This window comes from Microthrixaceae bacterium (genome assembly GCA_016702505.1).
Taxonomy (GTDB): Bacteria; Actinomycetota; Acidimicrobiia; order Acidimicrobiales; family Iamiaceae; genus Aquihabitans.
Map to the genome: position 1 here is coordinate 284301 of JADJDU010000030.1, position 16450 is coordinate 300750.

The following is a 16450-nucleotide window of genomic DNA, read 5'->3' on the forward strand; positions in this document are numbered from 1 at the left end:
CGGCCGTGACCGTCATCGCTACCCGTGCCAGGCCTGGGCCGCCAGCTGACCATCGGGGCTGGCCTCCAACTGGCTTGGGCCGTCACTGACCTCCTGGGAACCGACCTCTGAGACTGAGCAAGGTGTCGTCGGCTCAACTCGACGGGTGACCCTCCGAGGGGGCACCACCGTTGACGAGCGGTTCATCGCCTGGGATTGAACCCGAGGTCTGGTCGTTCACCGGCACGGCCATGAAGCCCGCACTGTTCCGAGAACTAGTCGAATGGGTGGTGCTGGCCCCTCATTGGTGATGACTGGACCGCGTCACCTACACCATGGCGTCACGCCGGCCCCTGCCCCGCGCCCGTTCGTGCCCTTGCTGCCAGCAGGGGTTAGCCGTTCGCTGCGAGGCGCTCTGGAGGAGCTGGGTCGCACCGCAGCATCCCAACCCTGATACCTGACGGCTGAAACCACGGAGAACAGGTGACCTATACGCCGGCGATGGGGCTCAGATGAGACCGAGGGCGCACATCGCTTCGGCGACCTTCACGAAGCCGGCGATGTTGGCTCCCAGCACGTAATCACCCGGGCGACCGTAGGCCTCAGCCGTGGCGGCACACTGCTCGTGGATCGACGACATGATCTCGGCCAACTTGGTCTCGGTATGGGCGAAGGTCCACGAGTCACGAGCCGCGTTCTGCTGCATCTCGAGCGCTGAGGTGGCCACGCCGCCGGCGTTGGCTGCCTTGCCCGGACCGAACAGCACACCGCCGGCTCGCAGCACCTCGAGACCGTCGGGGGTGGTGGGCATGTTGGCGCCTTCGGCCACGGCCAGACAGCCGTTGGCCACCAACAGGCGGGCATCAGCGGCGGAGAGCTCGTTCTGGGTGGCACAAGGTAGAGCTACCTCGGTGGGAACCTCCCAGATGTTCCCCCGCCGGTTGTAGACGGCCCCCGGCCGGTATTCGACGTACTTGGTGAGACGCTCCCGTTCCACCTCCTTCACCTGGCGGAGGGTGGCCAGGTCGATACCTTCGGGGTCATATACGTAGCCCTGGGAGTCCGAGCAGGCCAGTACCCGCCCACCGAGCTGTTGGAGCTTCTCGATGGCGTGAATGGCGACGTTTCCGGCACCGGAGACCACACAGGTCCGGCCTTCCACCTCTCTGCCTTGAACCTTGAGCATCTCTTGAAGGAAGAACACGGCGCCGTAGCCGGTGGCTTCGGGCCGTACCAAGGCACCGCCCCACGACAGGCCTTTGCCGGTGAGGGTGCCCGACTCGTAGCGGTTGGTGATGCGCTTGTACTGCCCGAACATCCAGCCGATCTCACGGGTGCCCACGCCGATGTCGCCGGCGGGGACGTCGGTGTACTCGCCGATGTGGCGGTACAGCTCGGTCATGAAGCTCTGGCAGAACCGCATCACCTCGTTGTCGCTCCGACCCTTCGGATCGAAGTCGGCCCCACCTTTCCCGCCACCGATGGGCATCCGGTGAGAGCGTTCTTGAAGATCTGTCGAAGCCAAGAACTTCACCGTCCCCAACGACACCGATGGATGGAAACGGAACCCCCTTTGAAGGGGCCGAGGGCCGAGTTGAACTCGACCCGGTAGCCGCGGTTGATGTGGACGTCGCCGTTGTCGTCCTGCCACGGCACCCGGAAGATGACCTGGCGTTCCGGTTCGCAGATCCGCTGGATGATCTTCTGGGCTGTGTATTGGGGGAACTTGGTCAGCACTGGGCCCACCGAGGCCAGCACCTCGCGCACGGCCTGATGGAACTCCGGCTCGGCCGGGTTCCGTCGCAGGACCTCGTCGTAGATCTCGTCGAGCTTCTCGTCGAGCACGTCTGCCTCCGCATCGTCGTTGACGCTGATCGCCGAGAACCGTTGCAGCCGGAACTTGCTGACGCAAGAACAGCCCGATCCGCGGACCTCAAGACGCTCCGGGATTCACCGACACCGACCGAGATTCGCCACCCCTCGCGGGGACCGACCGCTCAGGCCGACGCTGATCTCCCCGCACTCGCCAGGTGCCGCGACCTCTCGCTTGGCCAGGTAGAGGGCAGCATCGGCATCGGCGACCACCTGGTCTGGGGACGCATGGCCGATCGCAACCCCCACGCTCGCACCGACATCGTGAGCCACATCTTCGACCTGCACTCCGGCGGTGAAGGCCTCGACGACCGAGGCCGCGACCGCGGCCGCTACGTTCGAATCGGCCGATGGAATTACGACGGCGAACTCGTCTCCCCCGAGGCGGGCCACCATGTGTTCTGGGCCCGACGCTGCCACCAGCATCGCGGCAACCTGCTCGAGCACAGCATCTCCAACGTGGTGACCGTGGGTGTCGTTCACCTCCTTGAACCGGTCGAGATCGACGTAGCAGACGCCATAGCCGCCCGACGTCTCGTGGAGCTGGCTCAACTGATCGAAGAACTGGGCTCGGTTGGCCAGGCCGGTCAGAGGGTCGTGGTGGGCAAGGAAGCGCAACTGCGCCAGGGAGTGCCGACGCTCCAAGCCGATCGCCATCGCTTGTTTCGGACGCCGGGCCAAGGCCTCGGCGTGGATCTCCCCCATGGCCTCTTCGACCGGGCACTGGACGATGAGGGCGGGCAGTTCGTGAGCGGGTCCGGCACCGGCACCACGACCACTACGCCTGCCCGGATGCGCCTCAGCGATCGTGCGCTGCGGCTCGGGTAAGACGCCAGGCACGGCCCATGCCGGTTTGCCGGTGATGATCGCCCGAGTCCACGGGTCGGCCTGGAGCATCGCTTCAGCCACACCCAACCCGGGATCTGGTATCGAGGTCGTCTCATGTCCTGGGTTGGAGCCCATGACCGGGAACCGATGCAGTTCGTCGCCCCAGGGCCAGACGAGCTCCGCGGTCAGAGGCCCCACAATCTGGCGGGATCCGTCGACCCCGAACGTGACGCCCATCGCCCCGTCGGTGCTGCTCGAGAGCCCCCGGGCGAACCCATCCACCGCCTTTGGGAAGTCGGATCCCGACGCCAACTCGGCCAAGAACCGCCAGTGGGTGTCTTCCATCTGGTGGTCCCTGATCGTCACCGCCAGCACCGAGCCTGGGCCTTCGGGAGGGTCGGGCAGGTCCATCTGGCGGGGGTTCAGCTCCATGGGTCGCCACTCGCCGGCCGCGGTGCGGATTCGCATGAGGCCAGGGTCGGGCCGAGCTCCCGCGGCCACACCGGTCACGTTGGCGCCGGCCCGTGACAGGTCGTCGGGATGAACGAAGTCCAGGGCGCCCATGCCCGCCAACTCTGGCCAGGTGTACCCCAGCAGGTCTATGGCGGCATCGTTGGCGTAGGAGATGGTCAGATCCGAATCGAAGACGACCGTCGCCTCGATTCCCTGCTCGACGAGGGCGTCCAACCATGCGGGAACGGGCCGCGCCATGCTGTCACCGACCTCCTCCATGCGCGAAAGGTTAGAGCCGGTGCGGCGGGTGAGCCACCAATCAGCGGGCGGGCATGCGCTCTGATGTGTGGCCCGTGGCCCGGAGGGCGCTGGTTCCAGGCCGCTCTCCCGCCGAGCCACCTCGGGCGTTGCGCGGGCCCTGGAAGGCCCTTGGTGAGGTCGGTCCAGCCTTGAAAGGCGCGCCGGAAGCTGCTGGAGTCCGAGTAGCCCAGACGCCGAGCAACCTGTTCGATCGACAGGGAGGTGCTGGTGAGCAGCCTGATGGCCTCGGCCCGCCAGCCGAGTCACAAGCTGATGGAAGCTGGTGCCGCGTTCGGCCAGGCGGCGCTTGAGCGTTCGGCTCGACAGGTGAAGCTGGTCGGCCACCTCGGCCAGGTTCGGGTAGCCCTGGTCGGTCCGGAGCGCAGCCCGCACCTGGCCCACGACGTTATCTGGAGATCCCCAGCCTCGTCTACTTCACGGCGAATCTGTTCTTCCACCATCTTGGCGTTGGCGGGATCGGCCGTCTCGGGGCGACGGTCCAACAGAGCGGCGTCGAAGTGAACTTCGTTGGCTCCCTGGTCGAAGCGGACCGGCGGAAGGCGGTCCTGAACCGCTGGTAGTAGGACGGTTCGGGGTAGTCGAACCACAGCTCCACGTCGTCGAGGCCCAAGCGGTACTGGGTGACCGCCCCGCCGATGCGAGCCACCTTCACCAGAAAGAGATCGAACAGGATCTGTCGCAGCTCGCCAACGGGACCGTTTCGACCACCGATACCACCGCCACGTCGTCGACCACCCGCAGCTCGGCGGACAGCACGGGGACCCGCAGCTGGAGATATTCGGTACCCAACCGGATCGCGTCGGAAATGTCGGGAGATGTGAGCATGCCGAACCCCATGAGCCCGTGGACATGAGGCTGCTGCTGAGACCGATCTCACGCCGAGACGGCTCACCGGTGAGGCCATCGCCGGATCCAACATGACGGCGATGTCTATGACTGAAACGCGGCGCTTGGGATCGTTGAGCCGGTTGGCCTCGATGCCAGCCGCAGCCAGGATCTGATCGGCCTTCACGCCGTGGGCCGCGGCCGCATCCAGCAGCATCGCCGCGTAGCTAGCGGGCACCATCGGGCGATCCAGATCCTCGGTTCGCATCGCCTTGACGCCTCAGTCCTTTGCTGGCCCCTGATGACCCCGACGTTGGCCCCCTGCGCACTAGCAGCGAGCCGCCCCTGAACAGATAGTTAGCACACCAGCCCGTCGCGTGACCTGCGACACGTGCACTCCAGAAGGGGATGACCTTGACCAAGCACCAGGTGCCGGCACCGAGGACGGAAGCGACCGTCGAGCTTTCCTACGAGCCGTCGAGGAGCCGCTGCGGTGGCGTTCTCGGTGGGCGGGAGCCTGGCGTTGGGGGCTGCCCCCGCAGCGGCGGCCTCCAACGGGTTCGGTCTGACCATCACCGATCACGCCGTGTTCGGTGGACGGATGAACTACTACCGCTTCGCCACCAACCAGATCGGCTGGCAGCCGGCCGTGAACGTGCTGCTCCCCGACGACTACTACTCGACGAGCTGGCGCCGGTACCCGGTGATGTACCTGTTCCACGGCGGTCTCGGCGACTTCCGTTCCTTCGACATGAACGACGACATCCGCGGCCTCACCGCCGGCAAGCGCCTGATCGTGGTAATGCCCGATGGCGGTAAGGCCGGCTGGTACTCGAACCCGGTCCTCTCCTTGGCTGGCCCCCGCAACTGGGAGTCCTTCCACATCAACCAGCTCATCCCCTGGATCGACGCCAACTTCCGCACCTACGCCGAGTACAACGGGCGCGCCGTATCTGGGTTCTCGATGGGCGGTTTCGGGGCCCTCAAGTACGCCGCCAAGTACTACGGCCACTTCGCGTCGGTGAGCAGCCATTCAGGACCGGCCAGCCTGCGCCGCGACGGCGGGGTGGTGGTCCACTGGGCCAACACCAGCTCGGCTGCAGTGGAGCTGGCCGGAGGCACGATGTATGGAGCGCCGTTCTGGAACCAGGCCCGGGTCACCGCCGACAACCCCTCCCAACGGGTACCGAGCTACCACAACAAGCGGGTGTTCATGGTCTGCGGGCTCGGTGAGGACGTGAACGAGACACCGGTGCGGGCTGGCCAGCGCGAGTTCCGGGGTCTGCTCCACCAGGCCGGCATACCTCACGAGTGGCATGAGCTCCCGGGAACGCACTTCGTGCGCCGCGAGATGCTCCAGCGAGATATCGACGGAGTGATCGCCCGCCTACGGAAGGCTTGAGCTCACCAGGGTCGAACTTGGGTGCGGGCCCCGTACCGACGGACGCTCCGTTGTGCCGATCGAGCTACTGGCGGGCGCGGAGCAGGTCGCGGATCTCGGTCAACAGCACCGCTTCTGGGGTCGGTTCGTCGGCTTCGACCTCTCCCTTGGCCCGACGGGCAGCCAACACCTGCATCGGCTTCACGATCAGGAAAAACACCACCGCGGAGATCAGAACGAAGCTGATCACCGCATCGATCACGATGCCGTAGCTGAAGGTGCTGCCGTTCAGGGTGAAGGTCATGTCGCTGAAGTCGGTGCCCACGATCATGCCGACCAGCGGCGTCAAGATGCCCTTGGACAGGGCCGTGACGATGGCCGTGAACGCACCGCCGATGACCACCGCCACTGCCAGATCCACGACGTTGCCCCGCAGCAAGAACTCTTTGAATTCCTTGATCACAATGGACACCTTCCAATCAGAAAAATTCGCCCCTGAGCGTCGATGGGACCGTGGCTACGCCACGCTCAGATCGCACAGGTAAGACCGAGCATAGGGCTGACCGCCCGCCGACGAAGATTGGATGTCTCTCGGCATCGGTTCAGCCGGCAGGGTAACGGGGTCTCGGTACCATGGCTCGAAGTTGGGTCGCTGGATGTGAGGGGAGGTTGATCTGGTGGATGCGAGCTCGCCTCGGTGGCACCGGGTCACGCCGTCCACGTTCTGGTGGGAGGACGAGGCCATCGACTTCCTGCGTGGTCGCATCGCGGATGCCGATCCCAACCGGGGGTGGTCGACACACACATCATGGTGTATCGTGGTGCACGTGACCCGGACGAACATCGAGCTCGATGATGAGCTGGTCGAGTTGGCGATGCGCCGCTACCGCTTGGACTCCAAGCGAGCAGCCGTCCAACTGGCGCTGGAGAAGCTGGTGGGTGAGCCCATGACGCGGTCGGAGGTGCTCGCCATGCAAGGCACCGGGTTCGATCTGACCAACGACGAAGTCGAAGCCCTCAGCGATGCCGATCCGGCCCACGCCGGGTGAGCGGCCGGTCATCTCGGGTGGTCGAGGTGGTTGACGAGGCCGTGGTGGTGGATACCTCGGCGTGGATCGAGTTCCTCCAGTCCACCGGCTCGGCCGTGCATCGCCGCCTGGTAGAGGCAGTCGATTCCGAGACCACCATCGTCGTGCCCGAGGTGGTGCGCATGGAGTTGTTGATCGGCGGCACCTCCGAGGACTGGGCCGTTCGCCGTCGCCGAATGCTCGACACCTTCGACGTCGAACCGGCGGTTCCGCTGGTGGACTCCGAAGCGGCCGCCTCCATCCACCGGGCATGTCGTCGCGGCGGCGAGACGGTGCGCAACCTGCTCGATTGCCAGGTCGCCGCCACCGCCATTCGCATGGACCTCCCCGTCCTTCACCGAGACCGAGATTTCGATGTCATCGCCCGCCACACCCGGCTTCGGGTACTGGCCGTCTCCTAGAGCCCAGCAGGACTCGCCCGCCGGCTCAGGCTTGGGTTCGGGCTCGGTTGTGGGGGCCGCAGAGGCGTTGGAGGTTGGCGACGATGGTGGGGCCGCCTTGGGCGTAAGGCTGGATGTGGTCGTATTGGAGGAAGGTCCGGGCCCGACAACCGGGATGACCGCACTCTGGGTTGGTTTCGTCGACGACCCGTTTCTGGCGCCGGGTCGGGGCACGGCGGCGGGGGCTGGCATCGATTGGTTGGCGGTTGGTGTCGACCAGCAGCAACGACACGAACGCCTGAGGCAACAACTGGGCTACGACGTGGTCGTTGATGGGGGTGCCGTCGGCCAGGGTGGTGGCGTCTCCTCGAACGTGGATCACCACCTCGACGTCGACGTTGCTGCCGCCGTTGGTGGCGATCTCGGCCAGTGCGTCGGCGCGTTGTTAGGGGCAGTGAGCGCCGCGGCGCGGCGGACCGGGTGACGTGGGCGTCTATCACCGCCACACGGCTCCGGCGGTTGCGGGGGCGAGACGGGCGGTGATGGTCACCATCCCGTCGGGTTCGGTACGCCAGGACACGCTTCGTTCTTCGTGCTGACGGCGGGCGATCGTCTCGGGGTCTTCGTTGCGTTGGGACCACGCCGCGATCGCAGCCCCGAGCCGCCCAGCCGGGTTGGTGACCGCCAGATGCAACAAGACGTCAACGTTGGATTCGGCGAGGTGAGGGACCAGCACCCTGGCTTTGGCGTAAGAGACATCACCATTAGCCATCGCCTCAGCCAACGCCGGGTAGGTGCGTAGGGCTCGGGCCACCCGGACCTGGGTGCGGGCCGTGCACACCTCGATGTCACACACCTCGGCCAGCCACGCCGCACACGACAAGGCACCCCAACGGGCCCACAACCCTCGGGCATCGAGCTCACCCACCAACACCAACAGTTCGAAGGTGCCCGCCGACAACCGCCCAGCCAGATCGATGAGATCGGCCTCCAACCGCTCTGCTGGCACATCGGCCAGCTCGGTGGTGAACCGGTTGGTCGTGTTGTTCTCCGCCGTGGCCATCGCCATGCCTCCTCGGTCGAGCTCCGCTCGACCAGCGTAAGAAGGCGGAGTGACAACGAAGCCACGAGCGAACCCGGAAACGAAGCTGACAGCGAAGCCGGCTCGAACCCCTGGCCGAGCCACCTCCGCGCCTCCGCCCACGCTGGCGCTTCCGCGGGCGCGCCAGCGTTCAGGTCCGCCAATATCGGTGACGAAGGGGCGCCGACGCCGGACTCGGTGCGGGCTACCGCGGTGACCGATTCCGGGGTGGGGCTGCATCGTGCCGACATCCTCGACGACTTCCGGTACTGCAGTCTCGAGCCCTACCCGGCTGCCCAGGGGTTGGTGATGGAATTGATCAACGTCGGAACCGGCACCGCCCGGGCGTGGCGGGACGCCCGGGAGCGACCTCGCATCGCCCCTGAGGTGCTCGACCACTGGGATGACCTGGTCGAACTGGTGGGTCTACGACCGCGTCATCTAGACGTCGGCTTGGACGTTGCGGGGTTGAAGGGTGACCGAGCGGGTCGTGGATCGCCCATCTGAACTGTGAGCGGTGAGCGTGAAGGTGTGGGCACTCGAGCAATTGAAGGGCAGGGATGCCTCGCCGATGGCCGAGTACTCGTTGTAGACCCCGGGTCCGTCGATGGAGATCGTGACCCCTTCACGGTGTTCTGTGTGGTCCACGCGGCCGTGAACTCCTGGAAGTCTCCATTGTGACAGTCGATCGAATCCGGTGTGGTGAAGCTGGTGATCACCGGCGCAGGAGCCGCGACGGTGGTCGGCGACTGAGCGGCACCCGAACCACCGTCGGTGCTGCCTGATCCGCCGCCGGTGGTGTCCGTCGACACCTGGGCCTGGCCCCCATCGACTGAACCGACCTGTGGTGCAGCGACAGAGGCCTCTCCCCTGTCGGCCCCGACCATTGCACCCAGCGATGCGACAACGGTCGAGCTGGGCGCCGTCACCACGGCCGAAGCAGGGCACCTTTGCCGCAGCCACCTTCGCCTGGTCGCCACCGGTCGAACACGCGATGAGCACGATCGGAACTCCGAGGGCCGGCCGAGGGCACACAAGCGACGAGAGGACCGGGGATCTACCGGCCATGTCTGCACGGGAGGTACGGGAGGTGAGATCTGGGGTGGTGGTGCTGGCCATGGTGTCACTCCTTGGACGGCGGGCTTGACGGCGTCTGCCCGTTCGTTGGGCGTCCTGACCGGCCAGGTCGGATTTCCTTAGGAGGTGCGCCGGCAGGCGGACCGACCCACAAGTACGGCATGGCCAAACGCCGACGCGAAGCCTGGTCTGATCACCCCTCACAGCGACGACGACTGGACCTATCCGCCGCTGCCTCCACCGAGCTCAATTTTCGGCCGGCCGGACCGCTCAGCTGTGGCGCTCGTACAGCGCGGCCAGAGCGATGGCGGCCGCGGTTGCGACGTTGACCGAATCGGTGCCCTCGGTCATCGGGATCCGGATCCGATGCGTGGCGGCGGTCATCGCCGCCACGCTCAATCCTGGGCCCTCGGCCCCGACCAGCACCGCAAATCCCTGTCGACCGAGCGCGAAGGGCACACGCAGCACGTGGCCCAAGGAGACTCGAGTGCTTCGACGGTAGAGCGGGTCTGCCGTGGTCGGGTCGAGGATCACGGCATCGACCCCGAAGGCCGACGCGTTGCGGAACAGAGCCCCTAGGTTCTCGTAGTCGTTCACCCCTTCGACGATCAGGACCCGCCGTGCGTCGGCCACCACCTCCTCCACCGTCGCCGGCGTGGGTCGCGGGGCCACGCCCACCACACCCCGATGGAAATGCACCCCGGTCACGTACTCCCAGAGCCGACTCGGCGATGGCATAGACGGGGACGTCCTGGCCCACGATGGAAACGGCCCGGTCCGCGCTGTGCCGCCACCAGCGCGGGACCGGATGAGATAAGGCGACTCGGCGAGGGCCTCCAGCGACAGCCAACCCTCCACCGTGAAGATCCCGGCGTTTCGTTCAACGCGCGCCCGCACGTTCGGTTCGCAGGTGCCGATAGTCGGCCAACCTCGGGTCGTCCAGATCGTCCACCATCACCACAGCCATCACGCCGAGCCTTCCAGGCCCGACAGTGCCGAGCAGAACCCGGTTCCAGACCCAACCGTTCTGGCTGTCATTCTGATCGGATGGCCGACGACGATCTGACCCTGCGCTTGCGCGATGCGACGGCGTTGCTCGAGTCAGTCGCCGGGGATCGCACCATGCTCGACGTCCTCACCGCCGAGGAACGGGCCCGCCTGGTGAACGCAGCCGGCGACGTGTTCTGCCCAGACGTGGAACAGCGTCGGACGTGGGCCAAGGCCCGACGGCGCCAGGCTCGGGCCGACAAGGTTGACCGCGAGGAGGAAGTGCTGTCCCAGACCGGGATCAGAGCTCTGCGGGCCAAGCCGGTCTTCACCACCCCCAATGTGTTCCCGCCCGAGAATGTGATCACAACCGGTGATGGCGACCCCGATGAAGCACCTGGACATCTCGGGATCAGTTCCGGTGGTCCCCGCCGATCAGGTGGCACCGCCGAGCGTCACTGCTATGTGTGCAAGACCCACTACAGCCAGATCCACCACTTCTACGATCAGTTGTGCCCGAGCTGCGGAGTTCAATGAGTTCAAGCGGACCGAGTCCGCCGACCTGTCGGGTCGGGTGGCTCTGCTCACCGGCGGAAGGGTGAAGATCGGCTACCAGGCGGGTATCAAGCTCCTGCGCGCCGGGGCCGAGGTGGTGGTGACCACTCGCTTCCCACGTGATGCGCGCCTCCGTTACGCAGCCGAATCGGACTTCGACCAGTGGGGAGACCGCCTCACGATCCACGGACTCGACCTTCGTCATACCCCCAGCGTGGAGGCGTTGTGCCACCACCTGACCACCACCCACGGGCGGCTCGACTACCTCGTCAACAACGCCTGCCAGACGGTCCGCCGACCACCGGAGTTCTATCGCCACATGATGGAACTGGAGTCCGGTCCCCTGTCGAACATCCCGGCCCGGCTCGTGGCCTTCTCGGCAGCTTCGATGGGGTTCGCCGGCCCGAGATGCTCACCGTTGCGAGCGTCGGACCCGCCGCGGTCGAACGTCTCGATGAGGCGATCATGACCGCGGCGGAGATGAGCTCAGGCCGTCCTCCTGGCTGAGGACGCCGAGCCAATGCCTCATCTCTTTCCCGACGGCCGACTGGATCAGGACCGCCAGCAGGTCGACCTTCGGGGGGCGGAACTCGTGGCGTCTTACCTGGCCGAAGTGTCGTCGGTTGAGCTACCGAGACTCAACTGGTGAACGCAGGCTCCGTTCGTCCTCAACGCTCGTCTCAAGGCGCTGATGTTGCGAACGCCGGAGCGGGACAAACACATCGTGAACGTGTCGGCGGTGGAGGGGCAGTTCTACCGACGCATGAAGACGACCCGGCACCCCCACACCAACATGGCCAAGGCGGCGCTCAACATGATGACCCGAACCTCGGCCGCTGACTACCAGGCCGATGGCATCCACATGAACAGTGTGGACACTGGCTGGGTGAGCGATGAGGATCCCGCCGACATCGCCGAACGGAAGACCTCCGAGCACCGGTTCCACCCACCTCTGGACATCGTCGACGGGGCGGCACGAATCGTCGATCCGATCATCGACGGAGCCAACACCGGCGTTCACGTCTGGGGTCAGTTCCTGAAGGATTACGCACCCACCGACTGGTGATCCGCCAAGGTCACCCCGATCGACAACGTTGGGAGGTTCGGCCAAAGAGAGGCCTTGGGAGAATCGTCGCCCGGCCGCACAGCGAGCCATCTACGCTTTGGTCCATGTCTGTGACGGCAACCGAGGCACGTGACCGTCTCATCGAAGCGGCCGAACAGGGCCACCTCGGACGACGAACTCGCCGCACTGGGAGTCGACCTACTGGGAATCTTCGGCAGCACCGCTGCTCGCGAGTCTGCACAGGTGCCAGACACCGAACCTCACGACCTCGACGTCGCCGCCCGATTCAACGGCCCGGTCCGACTTCTCGAACTGATCGACCTGCTCGTTCGCACCACCGGATTCGATCGGGTCGACGTCGCTGTCGTCGACGGCAACCACCCCGTCCTCGACGCCGAAGCACCCGTAGCATCCTGCTCTACGAACACGCCCCGGGGCGTTCGCCGAAGCCCAGATGGCGGCGTTGTGACACCGTCGCACACCGCCTTCGGCGACGACTGACTTGAAGCCTCGGCCGGGTGACACCCGCTCACTTCGACCACGACACGGTCCAACGCCGGCTCCGGCTACTGCGCGACTCACCGATCGGCTCACCTCCTCAGAGCACACCAGAGCGCAAGACCTCGACGTCGACCCTGCTGCGAGCCGCAGCGGAGCGCCTCTCCAGGTGATCGTTGACTTCGCCGTCGACGTCAACGGGCACGTCGCCGTGGCCTTGAGGGGAAGGCCCTTGAGACCGGACGAAGCTCCTTCACCGACCTGGCTGACTGCGGGGTCGTCCCTGGCGAATTGCCGAGAGGCTCGCTCCTTCAGCTGGCATGCGCAACGCTGGTGCACCAATCGCGACATCCGTACCGATCTGGTTGCCAGGCGGTCGGCCTGGCCCCACAGACCTACCCGGCCTTACGTCGAGGCGGGTTGCCACCTACCCGTCCACCCATCGCTGACCACCGGTGACCTACGTGCGGGCCACATCCGCAGGCTGCTGCCTCGTTTCGAGTGTCCTTGTGGACGTGGTGCGGACCTGGACGACGTCCGTCGAGGTCACCAGTTCGGCCGAGCGGGCTTGACCAGCCGGGCCGCCGCCGTCCTTGTGGCAATGGGCTATTCCCTATATTGTCCTAGGGTATGTCGACTGCATCGACCTCCGCTCTTTTGGCGTCCCTGCCGTCGAGACCGGGTGACCTCATCCGCGAGCGCCGCATGGAGCTCGGTCTGACGCAGGCGGAGCTGAGCGAGCTGGCTGGGATCGCGCAGGGCGACATCAGCAAGATCGAGAACGGCCACCTCGACGCACGCTGGTCCACGGTCAAACGGCTGTCAGATGCGCTGGAGTCGGTTCGGGAGCCCAAGGCGAGCTTGGCTAACGGCGGCTACCGGCGCACCAAGCAAACGTCGGCTGGCGATCGTTGGCAGCCAAGCGGCAAGGCGAAGCACACGGTCACGCGTTCCAAGTGATCCTCCGGCAGGCGCGAGCCGAGGACTCGCCAGCGTTCGAGGCGTTCGACCTCGGTGACACCTCCGAACCATTTCTTGGCGAGGTCGCTGAGATCGTGGACGGCCTGTGGGGCTGGGTCAGCGATCCGACCGCATCCGAGCATGATCGGGTCGTCCTTGTCGCCGAGGAAGAAGGCGAGCTCGTCGGTGTCATCGCCCACCACCTGCTCGTAGACGAGATCGGCGACGTGATCGACGGCCACCGCTACCTCTCATGGTCACGGCAATCCAACGCCGGTACCAGCGCAGCGGGTACGCCACGGCGGTTGTAGAGGCTGTGCTCGACGACCTCCGCGGCAGCGGCGTGCGAACCGTGGATTGGCTCGTCCACCCGAGGAACTAGGCCTCGATCGCGTTCAGCTTCCGCACGTTCCCGATGGCCGACGAGTCCAGTCCTCCAGAGGACCAGCCTTACGTGCGCTTCCTGCTGTCCCTGGTAGCGCAGAGGGCCTGGCGGCCCGGGCGTACCATCGCCCAGGTAGTCCTTAGGTCGAAGGGGAGAGGGTGTCTGTCAGCCAGAGAGGGGCCGAAGACCTCAAGCTCAACTACTACGGGCGAGAACTCTACCAACAACCCACGACGAACGCTCCGGCCCAGCCTCGTGAAGTCCTGACCCCTGTCAGCCGAGGGACTCAATCGACGTGTGTGCCCTTGGAACAACCCTGCTTGGCCAGACGCCAGCCTCAAAGGGCTGAGACCTGTCACGTAGCCGGAAGCCCTACGCCTCCGCCCTACACGTGTGTCATTTCTCGGATTTTGTCCGCGCCAATGTGGACGTAGCGTGGACAACGGCAAGGCGAAAAAGCCGTCAGCCGCCCCGGTGGAGCGGCTGACCTGCACGTTCTGTGGTGGGCGTAACAGGATTCGAACCTGTGACCTCTGCCGTGTGAAGGCAGCGCTCTAACCAACTGAGCCATACGCCCCGGGTGGGATGGAGGACGTTACCGCCCCACTCGCCCGAGGTGCCAACCATGTATGGCCTCGTCCCGACATCTGAGTGCTGGGGCCACACCGTTGCGACAAGAATCGCAACCGTGATCCAGCGTGAGGTCGACCTGGCCGCCCCCGACGGAGTGATGAAGACGTTCATCTTCCACCCCGAACACGGCGGCCCGCACCCGGTGGTGCTGTACCTGATGGATGCCCCCAGCATCCGGCCCGCGCTGCGGGACATGGCGTCTCGCCTGGCCACGGCCGGGTACTACGTGATGCTCCCCTACCTGTTCTACCGGGGCGGGCCTTTCCGCGAGTTCGGCCTGTCCGACGAGGACATGCACACCCGCCAAGAGCTGATGGGCACCGTCACCCCCACCAACATCGTGGGCGATGCCGATGCGCTGTTGGCCCACGCAGACACCGACCCGGCCGCCAGCCCGGGACCGGCCGGAGCGGTGGGGTTCTGCATGAGCGGAGGCCTGGTGGTCTCACTGGCCCGAGCCCGGCCTGAACGGATCAAGGCCGGTGCTTCCATCCACGGCGCATGGATGGTTCGGGACACATCGGACTCACCACACCTCGGCCTGGAGACAGTTGAGGCCGAACTGCACTTCGCGTGGTGTCAGGACGACCCGCTGGCCCCGGGGGAACACCGAGACCTGTTCACCGGAGCTCTCGACGAGGCGGGGGTGACCTACACGCTCGACCTCATGACCAAGGCGGTCCACGGATTCGCCCCGGCCGGTCCGCGCTATGACCGCTACGCCTCCGAACTGCATTGGGAACGAGTCCACACCCTGTTCCGCCGCAACCTCTGACTCACTGGGCAGCGCCCCATTCACCCTCCCGTGGACCGTCGCCGGCAGGTCAGTAGCCGAGGTCCGGTCTGATCACGCCGACGAGGTCACGGCCGGCGATCCGGTTGGCCACGTTGGTCGAGATGCGCTCCGACAGCAGAGGGCGGGCCATCTCGGGGGTGTTCGCCGTGTGCGGGGTGATGATCACGTTGCCCCGTCCCCACAACCGATGACCTGTAGGCAACGGTTCGGGATCGGTCACATCCAACGCCGCCCCACCGAGATGACCGGAGTCGAGAGCAGCCACCAGGGCATCGGTGTCGATGTGTTCCCCGCGGGCCACGTTCACCAGCCAGGCACCTGGTGCCAGTCGGGCCAGTTCTTCGGCACCGATCATCCCTCTGGTCTCTGCCAGCAAGGGCAGGGCCAACACCACGGCCTCGGCGCCATCCAAGGCGTCGGCCAGCTGATCCGTCGACACCTCCCGCACCCTTCCGCGGGACCGAAGCGCTGGCCCACCACCGGTCTCGTCCAACTCCCCCGACTCCCCCGAATTCCAACCGCTTCCCGCTCCCGCTGAGTCCACCGGCACTCCAGGAGAGCGGCGGACCACGGTGATCTGGCACCGGAACGGGGCCAGCAGGTCGACGAGGACGCGGGCAATACCCCCGCCACCGACGATGGTGACGCGAGCTCCGAACAGGTTGCGACCTTCCGGTCGTCCCCATTCGGTAGCCCGGGCGTAGCCACCGAGGTGGCGGAACCCGGCCAGCAGAAGAGCCAGGGCGTGCTCGGCGACCGGATCTGAGTAGACGCCCTTGGCACAGGTCCACACCAGCTCGTTCCGGCGCCGGATCAGCTCGACGTAGGGGTCTATCCCCGCCCACGGCAGCTGCACCCAGTCAATGCTCTCAGCATTCCGGAGGACCGCTTCCAGCTCGTCGGGTTGGTCGGGTGCCGTCCACACCAGTGCCGATGCGGCATCGAGCGGAGCCAGGCGGGCACCGGCCGACGTGACAGCGCCATCGATCCACGGCGCCGAGCGGGGAGCCACGGCCACCGCCAGCCCGGCCGGGTCCGGCCTACCGGTCGACAGGTTCCAGTCATCAGACGTTGCGGTGCCCGGGACCGGCTCAGGCCGGGCGCCGTCGACGGGATCGGGATCGGGATCGGGACCAGGCTGACGCGGTTCGGTTGCCACCACCCTGACCGTACCGCCGACCTCCATAACTCATCGCCGCTGCCACCGATACTCGACGGCACTGAGAGGTCCGACATCGCTCACCCGTTCGACTTGGATCAAGCGATCGAGGTCGGGGGTTCGGGG

General features: G+C 66.1%; 16 protein-coding genes, 1 tRNA gene and 3 pseudogenes. 9 read left to right on the forward strand and 11 right to left on the reverse strand.

Translation table 11 applies throughout. The annotated features are described in order from the left end of the window. Nucleotides 1-487 precede the first annotated feature (487 nt). From gdhA to IPG97_18480, 5 genes and pseudogenes are all read right to left on the reverse strand, one after another. Nucleotides 488-1824 (reverse strand): annotated as a pseudogene (gene gdhA, locus IPG97_18460) (NADP-specific glutamate dehydrogenase). 105 nt (nt 1825-1929) lie between these two features. Continuing rightward, nucleotides 1930-3411: a GGDEF domain-containing protein gene (locus tag IPG97_18465; protein MBK6858475.1), complete on the reverse strand. Its 1482-nt coding sequence runs from the start codon at nt 3409-3411 to the stop codon at nt 1930-1932. Continuing rightward, nucleotides 3309-3674, reverse strand: a complete 366-nt coding sequence (locus IPG97_18470; GenBank protein ID MBK6858476.1) for an AraC family transcriptional regulator — start codon at nt 3672-3674, stop codon at nt 3309-3311. Before IPG97_18470 ends, IPG97_18465 begins: the two co-directional genes overlap by 103 nt. A 188-nt stretch (nt 3675-3862) precedes the next feature. Further along, nucleotides 3863-4105 carry a hypothetical protein gene (locus tag IPG97_18475; protein ID MBK6858477.1) on the reverse strand — a complete coding sequence of 81 codons (243 nt, stop codon included), beginning with the start codon at nt 4103-4105 and terminating at the stop codon, nt 3863-3865. After that, nucleotides 4102-4278, reverse strand: coding sequence for a hypothetical protein (locus IPG97_18480; protein ID MBK6858478.1), 177 nt, complete (start codon nt 4276-4278; stop codon nt 4102-4104). Before IPG97_18480 ends, IPG97_18475 begins: the two co-directional genes overlap by 4 nt. Before the next feature lie 601 nt (nt 4279-4879). Between IPG97_18480 and IPG97_18485 the strand changes: the two genes are divergently transcribed. Then, nucleotides 4880-5680: an esterase family protein gene (locus tag IPG97_18485; GenBank protein ID MBK6858479.1), complete on the forward strand. Its 801-nt coding sequence runs from the start codon at nt 4880-4882 to the stop codon at nt 5678-5680. Between the two features lie 64 nt (nt 5681-5744). Here IPG97_18485 and mscL read toward each other — a convergent pair whose 3' ends face one another. After that, the gene (mscL, locus tag IPG97_18490; protein ID MBK6858480.1) at nt 5745-6119 is read right to left on the reverse strand and encodes a large conductance mechanosensitive channel protein MscL; all 375 of its coding nucleotides are present in this window, start codon (nt 6117-6119) and stop codon (nt 5745-5747) included. A gap of 367 nt (nt 6120-6486) precedes the next feature. On the opposite strand from mscL, the gene IPG97_18495 reads away from it, so the two are divergent. Then, nucleotides 6487-6708, forward strand: a complete 222-nt coding sequence (locus IPG97_18495; GenBank protein MBK6858481.1) for a type II toxin-antitoxin system VapB family antitoxin — start codon at nt 6487-6489, stop codon at nt 6706-6708. A 41-nt stretch (nt 6709-6749) separates the two neighbouring features. Continuing rightward, entirely contained in the window at nt 6750-7148 is a 399-nt protein-coding gene (locus tag IPG97_18500) for a PIN domain nuclease (GenBank protein MBK6858482.1), read from the forward strand. 25 nt (nt 7149-7173) lie between these two features. Here IPG97_18500 and IPG97_18505 read toward each other — a convergent pair whose 3' ends face one another. Both IPG97_18505 and IPG97_18510 read right to left on the reverse strand, forming a co-directional pair. Further along, nucleotides 7174-7557: an HNH endonuclease gene (locus tag IPG97_18505; protein MBK6858483.1), complete on the reverse strand. Its 384-nt coding sequence runs from the start codon at nt 7555-7557 to the stop codon at nt 7174-7176. Nucleotides 7558-7623: 66 nt separating this feature from the next. After that, nucleotides 7624-8190: a DUF222 domain-containing protein gene (locus IPG97_18510; GenBank protein ID MBK6858484.1), complete on the reverse strand. Its 567-nt coding sequence runs from the start codon at nt 8188-8190 to the stop codon at nt 7624-7626. Nucleotides 8191-8421: 231 nt separating this feature from the next. Here IPG97_18510 and IPG97_18515 point away from each other — a divergent pair, with 231 nt between their 5' ends. Beyond that, complete coding sequence (locus tag IPG97_18515) at nt 8422-8715, forward strand: hypothetical protein (protein ID MBK6858485.1); 294 nt, start codon at nt 8422-8424, stop codon at nt 8713-8715. An 840-nt stretch (nt 8716-9555) separates the two neighbouring features. Here IPG97_18515 and IPG97_18520 read toward each other — a convergent pair. After that, nucleotides 9556-10252, reverse strand: a pseudogene (locus tag IPG97_18520) (RNA methyltransferase). 80 nt (nt 10253-10332) lie between these two features. Between IPG97_18520 and IPG97_18525 the strand changes: the two are divergent. The 4 genes and pseudogenes from IPG97_18525 to IPG97_18540 all read left to right on the forward strand — a co-directional run bounded on the left by IPG97_18525 (nt 10333) and on the right by IPG97_18540 (nt 13662). Next, a pseudogene (locus tag IPG97_18525) lies at nt 10333-11893 on the forward strand (SDR family oxidoreductase). Nucleotides 11894-12022: 129 nt separating this feature from the next. Further along, on the forward strand, nt 12023-12394 hold the full coding sequence (locus tag IPG97_18530; protein ID MBK6858486.1) for a hypothetical protein: 372 nt from the start codon (nt 12023-12025) through the stop codon (nt 12392-12394). 627 nt (nt 12395-13021) lie between these two features. Further along, a complete protein-coding gene (locus IPG97_18535) occupies nt 13022-13351 on the forward strand; it encodes a helix-turn-helix domain-containing protein (GenBank protein ID MBK6858487.1) in 330 nt (109 codons plus the stop codon). After that, nucleotides 13348-13662: a hypothetical protein gene (locus IPG97_18540; protein ID MBK6858488.1), complete on the forward strand. Its 315-nt coding sequence runs from the start codon at nt 13348-13350 to the stop codon at nt 13660-13662. Before IPG97_18535 ends, IPG97_18540 begins: the two co-directional genes overlap by 4 nt. A 574-nt stretch (nt 13663-14236) precedes the next feature. Here IPG97_18540 and IPG97_18545 read toward each other — a convergent pair. After that, a tRNA-Val gene (locus tag IPG97_18545) sits at nt 14237-14313 on the reverse strand. Nucleotides 14314-14424: 111 nt separating this feature from the next. Between IPG97_18545 and IPG97_18550 the strand changes: the two genes are divergently transcribed. Beyond that, a complete protein-coding gene (locus IPG97_18550) occupies nt 14425-15144 on the forward strand; it encodes a dienelactone hydrolase family protein (protein MBK6858489.1) in 720 nt (239 codons plus the stop codon). 49 nt (nt 15145-15193) lie between these two features. On the opposite strand, the gene IPG97_18555 is transcribed toward IPG97_18550, so the two are convergent. Next, on the reverse strand, nt 15194-16324 hold the full coding sequence (locus IPG97_18555) for a hydroxyacid dehydrogenase (GenBank protein ID MBK6858490.1): 1131 nt from the start codon (nt 16322-16324) through the stop codon (nt 15194-15196). Nucleotides 16325-16450 lie beyond the last annotated feature (126 nt).